The organism is Mesorhizobium sp. CNPSo 4661, assembly GCF_057784215.1.
In genome coordinates this window covers 216,383-230,640 of sequence record NZ_JBWGIO010000009.1, presented here as the reverse complement: position 1 = coordinate 230,640, position 14,258 = coordinate 216,383, and the positions used below count along the sequence as shown (strand labels likewise).

11 protein-coding genes are annotated in these 14,258 nt (G+C 64.0%); 9 read left to right on the top strand and 2 right to left on the bottom strand.

Annotated elements, in window-relative coordinates; translation table 11 throughout:
- The first annotated feature begins 129 nt into the window (after positions 1-129).
- Positions 130-1,554, top strand: coding sequence for an NADP-dependent phosphogluconate dehydrogenase (gene gndA, locus AC0YKC_RS15650; RefSeq protein WP_488511675.1), 1,425 nt, complete (start codon positions 130-132; stop codon positions 1,552-1,554).
- A gap of 226 nt (positions 1,555-1,780) precedes the next feature.
- On the opposite strand, the gene AC0YKC_RS15645 is transcribed toward gndA, so the two are convergent.
- The gene (locus AC0YKC_RS15645) at positions 1,781-2,827 is read right to left on the bottom strand and encodes a LacI family transcriptional regulator (RefSeq protein WP_488511674.1); all 1,047 of its coding nucleotides are present in this window, start codon (positions 2,825-2,827) and stop codon (positions 1,781-1,783) included.
- 386 nt (positions 2,828-3,213) lie between these two features.
- On the opposite strand from AC0YKC_RS15645, the gene AC0YKC_RS15640 reads away from it, so the two are divergent.
- The 8 genes from AC0YKC_RS15640 (at position 3,214) to AC0YKC_RS15605 (ending at position 11,117) form a co-directional block, all read left to right on the top strand.
- On the top strand, positions 3,214-4,452 hold the full coding sequence (locus tag AC0YKC_RS15640; protein ID WP_488511673.1) for an ABC transporter substrate-binding protein: 1,239 nt from the start codon (positions 3,214-3,216) through the stop codon (positions 4,450-4,452).
- An 85-nt stretch (positions 4,453-4,537) separates the two neighbouring features.
- A complete protein-coding gene (locus tag AC0YKC_RS15635; protein ID WP_320296926.1) occupies positions 4,538-5,431 on the top strand; it encodes a carbohydrate ABC transporter permease in 894 nt (297 codons plus the stop codon).
- A complete protein-coding gene (locus tag AC0YKC_RS15630) occupies positions 5,424-6,353 on the top strand; it encodes a carbohydrate ABC transporter permease (RefSeq protein ID WP_488511672.1) in 930 nt (309 codons plus the stop codon). The genes AC0YKC_RS15635 and AC0YKC_RS15630 overlap by 8 nt, the downstream gene beginning before the upstream one ends.
- Entirely contained in the window at positions 6,353-7,462 is a 1,110-nt protein-coding gene (locus AC0YKC_RS15625; RefSeq protein WP_488511671.1) for an ABC transporter ATP-binding protein, read from the top strand. Before AC0YKC_RS15630 ends, AC0YKC_RS15625 begins: the two co-directional genes overlap by 1 nt.
- A 40-nt stretch (positions 7,463-7,502) precedes the next feature.
- Positions 7,503-8,255, top strand: coding sequence for a sugar phosphate isomerase/epimerase family protein (locus tag AC0YKC_RS15620; RefSeq protein ID WP_488511669.1), 753 nt, complete (start codon positions 7,503-7,505; stop codon positions 8,253-8,255).
- Positions 8,256-8,260: 5 nt separating this feature from the next.
- A complete protein-coding gene (locus AC0YKC_RS15615) occupies positions 8,261-9,403 on the top strand; it encodes a Gfo/Idh/MocA family protein (protein ID WP_488511668.1) in 1,143 nt (380 codons plus the stop codon).
- Between the two features lie 112 nt (positions 9,404-9,515).
- The gene (gene mgrA / locus AC0YKC_RS15610) at positions 9,516-10,562 is read left to right on the top strand and encodes an L-glyceraldehyde 3-phosphate reductase (protein WP_488511667.1); all 1,047 of its coding nucleotides are present in this window, start codon (positions 9,516-9,518) and stop codon (positions 10,560-10,562) included.
- Between the two features lie 150 nt (positions 10,563-10,712).
- Positions 10,713-11,117, top strand: a complete 405-nt coding sequence (locus AC0YKC_RS15605; protein ID WP_041003614.1) for a Fur family transcriptional regulator — start codon at positions 10,713-10,715, stop codon at positions 11,115-11,117.
- Positions 11,118-11,219: 102 nt separating this feature from the next.
- On the opposite strand, the gene polA is transcribed toward AC0YKC_RS15605, so the two are convergent.
- A complete protein-coding gene (gene polA / locus AC0YKC_RS15600) occupies positions 11,220-14,174 on the bottom strand; it encodes a DNA polymerase I (RefSeq protein WP_488511666.1) in 2,955 nt (984 codons plus the stop codon).
- Positions 14,175-14,258 lie beyond the last annotated feature (84 nt).

Genomic DNA, 14,258 nt, shown 5'->3' with positions numbered 1-14,258 from the left:
CCTGGCCTGAATCTCACTCAGCGCTAACGCGACACAAATCGGAGAGGCGGTTGACGTCGTCGCCAAGGCCCGTCAATCATCGTCCATAAACACGACCTGCAACAAGCATCCGGAAGTAGGGAAGAAACGATGGAAAAAGCCGAAATCGGCCTGATCGGCCTTGGCACGATGGGCTCCAACCTGGCGCTCAACATCGCCGAGCACGGGCACCGCATCGCCGTCTTCAACCGCACGCCATCGCGCACCGACGCCTTCGTCGAGAGCGCCGGTTCGCTGAAGGACATGGTCGTCCCGTGCTACAGCCTGGAGGAACTCGCCGCGGCGATCCGGCCGCCGCGGCCGATCATCATCATGGTGCTGGCCGGCAAGCCGGTCGACGAGCAGATCGCGGCACTGCGCGGCGTGCTCTCCAACAACGACATCGTCATCGACGCCGGCAACGCCAATTTCCGCGACACGATGCGCCGCTTCTCGGAGCTGTCCGGCTCGGGCCTGACCTTCATCGGCATGGGCGTTTCGGGCGGCGAGGAAGGCGCGCGTCACGGTCCGTCGATCATGGTCGGCGGCACCGAAGAATCCTGGAAGCGCGTCGAGAACGTGCTGACGGCGATTTCCGCCAAGTTCAAGGACGAGCCCTGCGCCGCCTGGCTCGGGCATGACGGCGCCGGGCATTTCGTGAAAACCATCCACAACGGCATCGAATATGCCGACATGCAGATGATCGCCGAGATCTACGGCATATTGCGCGACGGGCTCGGTATGGCGCCCAAGGAGATCGGCAAGGTCTTCGACGGCTGGAACCAGGGCCGGCTCAACTCCTACCTGATCGAGATCACCGCCAAAGTGCTGGCCGCCGACGACGCGAAGACCGGCAAGCCGGTGGTCGACATCATCCTCGACCGCGCCGGGCAGAAGGGCACCGGCAAATGGTCGGTCATCGAGGCGCAGCAGCTCGGCATTCCGGCGACGGCCATCGAGGCGGCGGTCGCGGCGCGCGTGCTCTCGTCGATCAAGGACGAGCGCCAGGCGGCGGAAAAGGCCTATGGCGATATCGGCGTTGAAAAGATCGCGGGCGACAGGGCCGCGCTGCTCAAGGACCTGGAGCTCGCATTGTTCGCCGGCAAGATCGCGGCTTACGCGCAGGGTTTTGCCGTGATGAGCGGCGCTTCGAAGGAGTTCAACTGGAACCTGCCGATGCCGACCATCGCCAAGATCTGGCGCGCCGGCTGCATCATCCGCTCGCAGATGCTGGACACCATGGCCGAGGCCTTCGGCTCGGGCAGCGCGTCCACCAACCTTTTGATGGCGCCGGCCTTCATCGCCATGATGAAGGAGGCGCATCCGTCGCTGAGGCGCATCGTGGCGCGCGCCTCCGAGGCTGGCTCGCCGGTGCCGGCGCTGTCCTCGGCGCTTGCCTATTTCGATAGCTACCGCCAAAGACGCGGCACCTCGAACCTCATCCAGGCGCAGCGCGATTTCTTCGGCGCGCATGGCTTTGAGCGCATCGGGGAAGAGGGGGCGTTCCACGGCCCGTGGGGGAGTGGAGCGGCCTAGGCTTGGTCGTCATTCTAGGGCGGAGCAAGGAGCGAAGCGACGCGCGCAGACCCTAGAATCCATTCCGTGACATCCGAGTGTCGCAACCGAGCAGAATTCTGCTCCGCTGCGTTTTCTGGCCAAGGTCACGGCATGGATTCCAGGGTCTCCGCGACGGAGCTTCGCTCCTGCTCCGCCCTGGAATGACGAAGCTGAGGAGCTTCGGCCAATCTCCAACGAACCAGAGCTAACCGCGATAGGGCAAGACCTCGCTCGGCGTGCTGAGCGATTGCAGCGTGCCTGGATCAGCGCCGCCGATCCAGCCGAGCACGGCCTTGGCGAGTTCGAAGCCGGCCAGCCGGAAGTTCTCGTTGACGACCAGCAGCTCGCGCCGGAACAGATGCAGCAGTTCCGACGATTGTTTCGAGACCACGTCGACGTCGCGGCCGAGCTTCAGTCCGGCGTCCTCGATGCCGGCCACAATGGCGAGCGTGGCGGCGGCGGCGCTGCTGACGAAGCCGTCCGGCCGGTCCTTGCGCCGCATCAACTGCGCAGTCCGCATCCTGATCTGCTCGATCGACTGGTCGATGGAGACGGTGTTGAATGGCACCTCCGAGGCGCCCACCTCGCTCAACGCATCGGCAAAGCCGTTCAGCGTATGGCCGTAATAGGTGAGGCCGACCGGCGGCGTCACCAGCGCAAGCCGGCTGCGGCCCCTGCCGGCGAGATAGCGCACGGCTTCGCCGGCGAAGGCGTAATTGTCGAAGTCGTGATAGGGATGCACCAGGCCCATGTCGGTGCGGCCATGGGTGGCGAAGGGGATGCCGCGCTCCAGCATGTAACGCGCCCGCGGGTCGTTGGGCTGGGTACGCGAGATGATGACGCCGTCGGCCGAGCCCGTCTCGACCAGATAGCGCACCGGGTCGAGCGGATCCTGCGAGCGCGAATAGGGCGTGACGATCAAATGGTAGGGCGTGTCGGCGATCACCTCGGTGACGCCGTAGATGATGTCCGAAACGAAGCTCATCAGCTCGTGCTCGGTGTTCAGCACAAGCGAGATGACGTTGGTCTTGCCGGTTCTCAAGCGTACGCCGGCGCGGTTCGGGCGATAGCCGATCTGCTTGGCGACGAGCTGGACACGGCGCCTGGTCTCGGCGCCGATTTCCGGCGCATCCTTCAGCGCGCGCGAGACCGTCGTGACGCCAAGTCCGGTCATGAAGGCAAGCGTCTTCAGAGTCGGCCGCTCCTTGCCCGACGTGTCGTCGTCGCCCTTCTTCGTTACCCGTCTATCCATTCGTCCCGCCCGTCAGGCGCATAGCAGCCGCAAGGCCGGCCGGCAATCGTGCGGCGTTGACAATTGCGCGACCTTCAGCATGTCGCCTGGTTCAATATACTGAAACGTTACAGGTTGCCAATCTTCGTGAGCGGCCGGCAGGGCCGGAAGCATTCCATTGCGCTGCGGAGGCGAACCGAAAGTCTCTGGAATCACAAAGAAATCTCGGCTTCAGGCTGGGTTTTGCTACCAAACGACTGTTCCGACGTTGGCATTGCCATCCCAGAAGAGAGATTTTGTTCGGGCCTCGAAAAAATCTTGATTGGTTTTGAGGCGAGGGGTTGCCTATGCAGTCCATTTGCCGTATCGAAAATCTGTAACGTTTCAGATTCTGGGAGGAAGCCGAAATGCGATACAAATTCATGACTGCCGCCTTTGCCGCGACGGTTGCGTTCAACTTCGCCGGCCCGGCGGCCGCGACCGACCTGGAAGTCACCCATTGGTGGACTTCCGGCGGCGAGGCGGCGGCGGTTGCCGAGCTTGCCAAGGCATTCGACGCGACAGGCAATCACTGGGTCGACGGCGCCATTGCGGGCTCCGGCGGCACGGCGCGGCCGATCATGATCAGCCGCATCACCGGCGGCGATCCGATGGGCGCCACGCAGTTCAACCACGGCCGGCAGGCGGAGGAACTGGTGCAGGCCGGGCTGATGCGCGACCTCACCGACATCGCCACCAAGGGCAAGTGGACCGAGGTCGTGCGGCCGAAGAGCCTGCTCGACAGCTGCACCATCGGCGGCAAGATCTATTGCGTGCCGGTCAATATCCAATCCTGGCAGTGGCTGTGGCTGTCCAACGAGGCCTTCCAGAAGGCCGGCCTGCCGCTGCCGAAGGACTGGAATGAATTCGTGGCGGACGCGCCGGCGCTGGAAAAGGCAGGCATCATTCCGCTCGCCGTCGGCGGGCAGCCCTGGCAGGCTTCCGGCGCCTTCGACGTGCTGATGGCCGCTGTTGGCGGCACTGACACCTTCCTCAAGGTCTACAAGAACAAGGACGCCACCTTTGCGGCCGGTCCGGAGATCGCCAAGGTGTTCAAGGCGGCGGACGACGCCCGCAAGATGGCCAAGAACACCAATGTGCAGGACTGGAACCAGGCGACCAATCTGGTCATCACCGGCAAGGCTGCCGGCCAGATCATGGGCGACTGGGCGCAGGGCGAGTTCCAGGTCGCCGGCAAGACCGCCGGCAAGGACTATACCTGCCTGCCCGGCCTCGGCCTGAACGAAGTCATCGCTACCGGCGGCGACGCCTTCTACTTCCCGCTGCTCAAGGATGCCGACAAGGCCAAGGCCCAGGAAGTTCTGGCGGAGACCTTGCTCGATCCGAAGACCCAGGTTGCCTTCAACCTCAAGAAGGGCTCGCTGCCGGTGCGCGGCGACGTCGACCTCGGCACGGCCAACGATTGCATGAAGAAGGGCCTCGCCATCCTCGCCAAGGGCGCGGTCATGCCGTGGACGGACCAACTGCTTTCACAGGACACCCAGAAGCAGAAGGAAGACCTATTCTCCGAGTTCTTCGCCAAGCCCGACATGACCGTCGAAGAGGCGCAGAAGCGCTTCGCCGAGATCATCGGTTCGGCGGACTGACAACCGGCGCCCCCGCCCGCTCCCGGCCCCAGCCTATCGGGGGTCGGGAGCATGACGTCCTCATTGTCCCAGCCCGGCTGCCGAGATGAGCAACAGCGAACGCCCTAACCAGCTTTTCCGTAACCTGAACGCCAAGGTCGCATCGATCCCGATGGTGCTCACTGCGCTTGTGGTGTTCGTCGGCGGCACGGCGTGGACGGTTCTCTACTCCTTCACCAATTCGAAGCTCTTGCCGCGGCTCAATTTCGTCGGGCTCGACCAGTATCACCGGCTCTGGTCGACATCGCGCTGGCTGGTGTCGATCGAGAATCTTCTGATCTACGGCGTCATCTCGCTGGTGTTCTCGCTGGTCATCGGCTTCCTGCTTGCAGCCCTGCTCGACCAGAAGATCCGCTTCGAGGACACGTTCCGCACGATCTTCCTCTATCCCTTCGCGCTGTCCTTCATCGTCACCGGGCTGGTCTGGCAATGGCTGCTCAATCCGGATTTCGGCGTCCAGCGCGTCGTGCGCGACCTCGGCTGGACGAGCTTCAGCTTCGACCCGCTCTACAATTCCAGCATCGTCATCTACGGCATTTCGATCGCGGCTCTGTGGCAGGGCACGGGCCTGATCATGTGCCTGATGCTCGCCGGCCTTCGCGGCATCGACGAGGACATCTGGAAGGCGGCGAGGGTGGACGGCATTCCAACCTGGAAGACCTATCTCTTCATCGTCATCCCGATGATGCGGCCGGTCTTCATCACCACGCTGGTGATCATCGCCGCCGGCATCGTCAAGGTCTACGACCTGGTCGTGGCGCAGACCAGCGGCGGTCCCGGCATCGCCTCCGAAGTGCCGGCGAAATACGTCTACGACTACATGTTCTTCGCCCAGAATCTCGGCCAGGGGTTTGCCGCCTCGACCATGATGCTGTTGTCGGTGGTGATCGTCATCGTGCCCTGGGCCTATCTCGAATTCGGAGGCAAGAAGCGTGGCTGACGTCGCCTCCGTGTCCACCAGCGCGCAAGCGCTCAGGCGCGATGCCGGCCCGAGTGGGCCGAAGCCGCGGCACGTGCTGTCGCGCCGCAACATCTTCCTCTACGGCACGCTGATCGTCGTGGCGCTCTATTATCTCTTGCCGCTCTACGTGATGATCGTCACGTCGCTGAAGGGCATGCCGGAGATCCGCCTCGGCAACATCTTCTCGCCGCCGGTGGAGATCACCTTCGAGCCCTGGGTCAAAGCCTGGGCGACAGCGTGCACAGGGCTCAATTGCGACGGGCTCTCGCGCGGCTTCTGGAATTCGGTGCGCATCACGGTGCCGTCGGTGTTGCTCTCGATCGCGATCGCCTCGGTGAACGGCTATGCCTTGGCCAACTGGCGTTTCAAGGGCGCCGACACCTTCTTCATCATCCTGATCGTCGGCGCCTTCATCCCCTACCAGGTGATGATCTATCCGATCGTCATCATCCTGCGCGAGATCGGCATCTACGGCTCGCTGACCGGCCTGGTGATCGTGCATTCGATCTTCGGCATGCCGATCCTGACGCTGCTCTTCCGCAACTACTTCACCTCGATGCCGGAGGAACTGTTCCGCGCGGCGCGCGTCGACGGCGCCGGCTTCTGGGGCATTTATCTGCGCATCATGCTGCCGATGTCGCTGCCGATCTTCGTCGTCGCCATCATCCTGCAGGTGACGGGCATCTGGAACGACTTCCTGTTCGGCGTCGTCTACACGCGCCCCGACACCTATCCGATGACGGTGCAGCTCAACAACATCGTCAACTCGGTGCAGGGCGTGAAGGAATACAACGTCAACATGGCCGCGACCATCCTCACCGGGCTGGTTCCGCTCATCGTCTACTTCATTTCCGGCAAGCTCTTCGTGCGCGGCATCGCCGCCGGCGCGGTGAAAGGATGATGATGGAAGCTGAAATCGCCAATGCAAGCGTTTCGATCCAGGACCTGTCGCTCAATTTCGGCGCCGTCTCGGTGCTGCAGACACTCAACCTGGATGTCGCCGAGGGCGAGTTCATCGTGCTGCTCGGCCCGTCCGGCTGCGGCAAGTCGACCTTGCTCAACTGCATAGCCGGCCTGCTCGACATTTCGGACGGGCGCATCTTCATCAAGGGCAAGAACGTCACCTGGGAAGAGCCGAAGGACCGCGGCATCGGCATGGTGTTCCAGTCCTACGCGCTCTATCCGCAGATGACGGTGGAGAAGAACCTTTCCTTCGGCCTGCGTGTCGCCGGCGTGCCGAAGGAGGAGATCGCCAAACGCATCGCCCGCGCCGCCGAGATCCTGCAGATTGGCCCGCTGTTGCAGCGCAAGCCCTCGGCGCTTTCGGGCGGCCAGCGTCAGCGCGTGGCGATCGGCCGTGCGCTGGTGCGCGACGTCGACGTCTTCCTGTTCGACGAGCCGCTCTCCAATCTCGATGCCAAGCTGCGTTCCGAGCTGCGCGTCGAGATCAAGCTTCTGCATCGCAGGCTCAAGAACACGATGATCTATGTCACCCACGACCAGATCGAGGCGATGACGCTGGCCGACCGCATCGCGGTGATGAAGGGCGGCGTGATCCAGCAGCTCGACGCGCCGCAGACGATCTACAACCGCCCCGTCAACCGCTTCGTGGCTGGCTTCCTCGGCTCGCCGGCGATGAATTTTCTCAAGGGGCGGCTCGAAGCGGGCGAGGCGCCGGTGTTCGAGGCCGACGGCATGTCGGTGCCGCTCGCCCGCTATCAGTTCGACAGCGACGGAGGGCGCGCCGCAAAGCCCTGCGTCTTCGGCATCCGGCCCGAGCATATTGCTTTCGGCGAAGCGGCGAGGGCCATGCCGTTCACCGCCGAGTCCACCGTCGAGATCGTCGATCCGATGGGCTCTGACACGCTGGTATGGACAAAGCTCGGCGGCCAAATCCTTTCCTTCCGCGTCGAAGCCGACAAAACGCTGCACAACGGCGATGCGATCCGCATCGGCTTCGATCCGGCGCGCGCTTCGCTGTTCGACGCCGAGACCGACAGCCGCCTCTAACTCCCGAAAAATCATCCCCCAAGCAGAACGGACAGGACAGATGAACTGGTCATTCCAACTCTACAGCGCCCGCAATTTCCAGCCATGGAACAACGTGGTGAAAATGCTCGGCGAGCTCGGCTACAAACAGGTCGAAGGCTTTGGCGGCGTCTATGACGACCCGAAAGCTTTTCGCGCCGAGCTCGACAAGAACGGGCTTGCGATGCCGACCGGGCATTTCTCGATCGACGCGCTGGAGAACGATTTCGACGGCGTGCGCAAAATCGCCGATGCGCTCGGCATCAAGCTCATGATCTGCCCCTATCTGATGCCCGACCAGCGCCCGTCCGACGCCGCCGGCTGGCGCGGCTTCGGCGAGCGTCTGGCCAAGGTGGGCGAGACCGCCAAGAAGGCCGGCTACGGCTTTGCCTGGCACAACCACGATTTCGAATTCAAGGCGCTTGCCGACGGCTCGCTGCCGCAGGACCACATCCTGTCCGCCGCACCTGATATCGGCTGGGAGATGGACGTCGCCTGGGTGGTGCGCGGCGGCGCCGATCCGCTGCCCTGGATCGAAAAGCACGGCAAGCGCATCGTCGCCGTCCACGTCAAGGACATGGCCAAGCCCGGCGAGGGGCTCGACGAGGACGGCTGGTCCGATGTCGGCCACGGCACGATCGACTGGGCGGGCCTGTTCAAGACATTGCGCGCCAAGAGCGCGGCGCAGTATTTCATCATGGAGCAGGACAACCCCAACGACATCGAGCGCTATGCCCGGCGATCGATCGCGGCAGCCAAGAGCTGGCAGGAGTAATCGAAATGGCAGAGAAACTTGGCGTCGGCGTCATCGGCTGCGGCAACATATCGAAGGCGTATTTCTCGCTGTCGCCGCTGTTCCACGGCATCAAGATGCGCGCCTGCGCGGATATCAACATGGATGCCGCGAAAGCGCGGGCAAAGGAGTTCAAGCTGCGCGCCGAGACGGTCGACGACCTGCTCAAGGACGACGAGATCGACATCATCGTCAACCTGACGATCCCGGCCGTGCACTATGAAGTGTCGAAAGCGGTGCTCGACGCCGGCAAGCATGTCTATTCGGAAAAGCCGTTCGTGCTGTCGATCGAGGAAGGGCTCGATCTCAAGAAACGGGCCGAGAAGAAAGGCCTGCGCATCGGTTCGGCCCCGGATACGTTCCTCGGCGGCGCGCACCAGCTGGTGCGCGATCTCATCGACAGCGGCAAGCTCGGCGCGATCACCAGCGGCACCTGCCATGTGATGGGCCATGGCATGGAGCACTGGCACCCCAACCCGGACTTCTTCTTCCAGCCGGGCGCCGGTCCGGTGCTGGACATCGGGCCGTATTATGTCACCAACCTGATCCAGCTGATCGGGCCGGTGAAGCAGGTGGCGGCTTTCGCGACGACGCCGGCCAAGGAGCGCACCATCAGCTCGCAGCCGCGCGCAGGCGAGAAAATCCCGGTGAATACGCCGACCACCATCCATGCGCTGCTCGAATTCGCCAATGGCGCGGTGATCACGCTCAACACCAGCTGGGACGTCTGGAGCCACGGCCACGCGCCGATGGAGCTCTATGGCGAATTGGGCACCGTCTTCGTGCCGGACCCGAACTTCTTCGGCGGCGAGGTGCGCTTCACCAATGGCACAAAGCCGGTGAAGAAGCTGCCGAAATGGAACCATCCGTTCGGTGTGCCGAACGAGATGCATGGCCAGGGCATGATGGCCAACTACCGCACCGCCGGCCTCGCCGACATGGCCGTTGCCATAAGCGAAGGGCGGCCGCATCGCTGCTCGATGGAGCTGGCGCTGCACGCCGTCGATGTGATGACCGGCATCCTGCGTTCCGGCGAAAGCGGCAAATATGTCGCCATGCAGACGAGCTGCGAGCGGCCGGCCGCGCTCGGCGTCAAGGACGCGAAGGCGCTGCTGGCGAAGAAAAAGTAGGTGGCGACCCCTCTCCCCGTTCCGGCGGGGAGAGGGTAATGATTAGGGGCAAGCATCGATTCAATTTATCTGGTGGCGATCTCTGCGCCGCTTGTATCCTGAGGATTCCCCCATGCCCTATGTCGCCGCCGAGAACCGCTACGAGAAGATGATCTACAACCGCTGCGGGCGGTCCGGCCTGAAGCTGCCGGCGATCTCGCTCGGGCTGTGGCACAATTTCGGCAACGACACGCCGCACAAGACCAAGCAGGCGCTCGTGCGCAAGGCCTTCGACCTCGGCATCACGCATTTCGACCTCGCCAACAATTACGGCCCGCCTCCCGGCTCGGCGGAAACCGCGTTCGGCGAGATCCTGCGCAGCGATTTCGCAGGCTATCGCGACGAGCTGATCATTTCGACCAAGGCCGGCTACGAGATGTGGGCCGGCCCGTATGGCGAATGGGGCAGCCGCAAGTATGTGCTGGCCAGCCTCGACCAGAGCCTCAAGCGCATGGGGCTCGACTATGTCGACATCTTCTATTCGCACCGTTTCGACCCCGAGACACCGCTCGAGGAAACGATGGGCGCGCTCGACCACGCGGTGCGCTCGGGCAAGGCGCTCTATGCCGGCATCTCGTCCTACAATTCGCAGCGCACGCGCGAGGCGGCCGACATATTGAGGCAGCTCGGCACGCCCTGCCTGATCCACCAGCCGAGCTATTCGATGCTCAACCGCTGGGTCGAGGAAGACGGGCTGCTCGACACGCTGGAGGGGCTCGGCATCGGCTCGATCGTGTTCTCGCCGCTGGCGCAGGGCATGCTGACCGACAAATATCTCGGCGGTATTCCCGATGGCAGCCGTGCATCGCAAGGCAAGTCGCTCAAGCCTGCCTTCATCAACGACAAGTCGATCGCCAACATCAAGGCGCTCAACGCCGTTGCCGGCCGCCGCGGCCAGACGCTGGCGCAGATGGCGCTGGCCTGGGTGCTGCGCAAGGGCCGGCTGACGACGGCACTGATCGGCGCCAGCCGGCCGGAACAGGTCGAGGATTGCGTCGGCGCGCTCAAGGCGCTCGAGTTCTCCGACGCCGAGCTTGCCGAGATCGACACTTATGCGCGCGAGTCCGACATCAACCTGTGGGCGGCTTCGGCCGAGCGCAAGGGGCCGCCGCGCAAGTAGCGCTTAGCCGGCGAACCATCTCGCCCGACCTGTGCCTGAAGAGACGCGCTGCGGAAACAGTGGCAAAATCAGTCGTTCGTCGCTATCTCAGGGGAAATTGAAGTCCTTGGCATGCGGTCGCGCGTGCAAAGCGTCGATTGGGCGAACAAGATGACGGCAAGAGATGCGCTGACCAAGAACCAGCTTTGCGTGCTCGAGAAGCTCGAGGCGTCCAGCGGGCCGCTCAGCGCCTATACGCTGCTGGACCAGTTGCGTGAGCGCGGTTTCCGCGCCCCGCTGCAGGTCTACCGGGCGCTCGACACGCTGGTGAAGTCCGGCTTCGTGCACCGGCTCGAAAGCCTCAATTCCTTCGTCGCCTGCGCCGAGCCGCACGACCACAGCCATTCGATGACGGCCTTCGCCATCTGCGACAATTGCGGCCAGGTGACGGAGATGTCCGACCACGATGTCGACCACCGGCTGGACGAGTGGGTGCGCTCGACGGGATTCGCGGCCAAGAAGGCGGTGATCGAGTTTCGTGGGGTTTGCGCCAAGTGTCGGGCCGAAGCCGCTTAGCTCTATACGACTTAGCCTTTTTAAGGCCGGCGCAAAGCCCCCCTCTCTGTCCTGCCGGACAGAGAGGGGGGCGACGGATCGCGGCGCCTCTCGGCATGCCGCCTAATGCGCCTCGTCCCAATTGTTGGCGGCCCGCGCGTCGACATGCAGCGGCACCGACATCGAGACGGCCGGCATCGGCGCGTTTTCCATCACGCGGCGCACGACGGGAATCGTCGCTTCGACCTCCGCTTCCACCGTTTCGAAGATCAGCTCGTCATGCACCTGCAACAGCATGCGGGCGGAGAGCTTCGCCTTGTCCAGCGCCTCCTCCATATGCACCATGGCGCGGCGGATGATGTCGGCGGCGGTGCCTTGCAGCCGGGCGTTGATCGAGGCGCGCTCGTTGAAGGCGCGGATCGACGGGTTGGACGACCTTATCTCCGGATAGTGGATGCGGCGGCCGAAGATCGTTTCGACAAAGCCGTGCTCGCGCGCATAGGCCTTGGTTTCCTCGATATAGTCGCGGATGCCCGGGAAGCGTTCGAAATAGCGCTTGATGTAGGCGCTGGCCTCGTCGCGCGGGATCGACAGCTGGTTGGCGAGGCCGAAGGCCGAGATGCCGTAGATGATGCCGAAATTGATCGCCTTGGCGCGCCGGCGCACCTCCGAAGGCATGCCCTCGACCGGCACGTTGAACATTTCGGAGGCAGTGATGGCGTGGATGTCGGCGCCGTCGGCGAAAGCCTGCTTGAGCTGCGGGATCTCGGCGACATGGGCAAGCACGCGCAATTCGATCTGGCTGTAGTCGGCCGAGACCAGCTTGTGGCCCTTTTCGGCGATGAAGGCGGTCCTGATCTTGCGGCCTTCGGCGGTGCGCACCGGGATGTTCTGCAGATTGGGATCGGAGGACGACAGTCGCCCGGTCGTCGTCGCTGCGAGCGCATATGAGGTGTGGACGCGGTTGGTGCCGGGATTGATGAAGCCCGGCAGCGCGTCGGTATAGGTCGACTTGAGCTTGGTCAGCTGGCGCCAGTCGACGATCTTGCGCGGCAGCTCGTGGCCTTCGGCGGCGAGGTCCTCAAGCAGCTGGGCCGAGGTCGACCACTGGCCGGTCTTGGTCTTCGAGCCGCCGGGCAGGCCCATCTTGCCGAACAGGATGTCGCCGAGCTGCTTCGGCGAGCCGATGTTGATGCGCTCGCCGACGATCCCGTAGATTTCCTCCTCGACGCGCGCGGCGCCCTGCGCCAGTTCGCCGGACAGCCGCGACAGGATCTGGCGATCGACCGAGATGCCGCGCTGTTCCATCCGGGCAAGCACGGGCACCAGCGGCCTTTCCAGCCGCTCGTAGACGGAAACGAGGCCTTTGGCGGCCAGCCTCGGCTTCAGCAACTGCCACAGCCGCAGCGCCAAGTCGGCCTGCTCGCCGGCATAGGCGGTGGCGCGGTCGATATCGACCTGGTCGAAGCCGATGGCATTCTTGCCCGAGCCGGCAAGTTCCTTCTTGGAGGACGGCGCGTGACCAAGCCACTTCTCCGACAGCGAGGCGAGGTCGTGGCCGCCCGAGGTGCCGGCGTCGAGGACGTAGGAGATCAACATCGTGTCGTCGAACGGACCGACCTCGATGCCGTGCCGGCTCATCACGACGATGTCGTATTTCATGTCCTGCACGATCTTGAGGACCGAACGGTCCTCAAGCAGTGGCTTCAACAGCGCCAACGCGTCGCGGACGGGGATCTGGTTCTCCACCATGCCGCCGCCGAGCAGGTCGCCATTGCCGCTCTTGTGGGCGAGCGGCACATAGACGGCGCGGCCGGGCGCGATCGCCATGGAAATGCCGATGAGATCGGCCTGCATGGGGTCGGGCGAAGAGGTCTCGGCATCGAGCGCAAGGATGCCGGCGTCGCGGGCTTCGGCGATCCAGGCCTTGAGCGCCGCCGCATCGCGGATGGCGCCATAGGCCGAGGGATCGATCTTGCGCGCCGTCGCCTGCTCCAGCCGCAGCGCCGAGAGGAGGGATGGGGTGTCGCCCTGCGGCGGCGCGTCCTCGCCCCTTACCGCCGGCTTCGCGGCGCCGTTTGATGAGGCTGCTGCCTGTCTCGGCGGAGCGCCGGCCCCGACATCGGGCCCATGCGCGGCATCGGCGCGCTCGACGGTGACGGCGGAAGCCTGGACGTCGCCGATCTCGGTCGCGGTCGCCTCGGCGACGCGGCGCGTCAGCGTGGTGAACTCCATCGTCTTCAGGAAGCCGATCAGCTTCGGGCCGTCCGGTTCATGCAGGACCAGCTCGTCCAGCCCCTCCTTCATAGGTACGTCGTTCTTCAGCGTCACCAGCTGGCGCGAGATGCGCGCCTTGTCGGCGTTGGCGATGATGGTCTCGCGCCGCTTGTCCTGCTTGATCTCGGAAGCGCGCGCCAGCAGGCCGTCGAGATCGCCGAACTGCTCCAGAAGCTGTGCCGCGGTCTTCGGGCCGATGCCGGGCACGCCCGGCACGTTATCGACCGAGTCGCCGGTCAGCGCCTGCAGGTCAATCATCTTTTCCGGCGGCACGCCCCATTTCTCGATCACTTCGGGGATGCCGATCTGGCGGTCCTTCATCGGGTCGTACATGCCGACCGTCGGGCCGACCAGCTGCATCAGGTCCTTGTCGGAGGAGACGATGGTGGTGTCGGCGCCGACCTCGCAGGCGAGCCGGCAATAGGTGGCGATGATGTCGTCGGCCTCGAAGCCTTCCATCTCGATGCAGGGCAGGTTGAAAGCCACGGTCGCCTGGCGGATCAGCCCGAATTGCGGGATCAGGTCTTCCGGCGGCGCCGAGCGGTTCGCCTTGTATTCAGGGTAGAGATCGCTGCGGAAGGTTTTCGAGGAATAATCGAAGATGACGGCGAAATGCGTCGGCACCACACCTACATTGGTGTTGCGGGCGTCCTGCACCAGCTTCCAAACCATGTTGCAGAAGCCGAGCACGGCATTGGTCGGCAGGCCGTCGGACTTGCGGTTGAGCGGCGGCAGCGCGTGGTAGGCGCGGAAAATGTAGCCGGAGCCGTCGACGAGGAAGAGGTGATCGCCTTTTTTCATGCCGGCAGGGATAGCGCGGCCAGCCTTCGCGGTCCATGCCAAAGGCTGCGGAACCCACCGGTTCGGGCAACACCCCTGACAGAT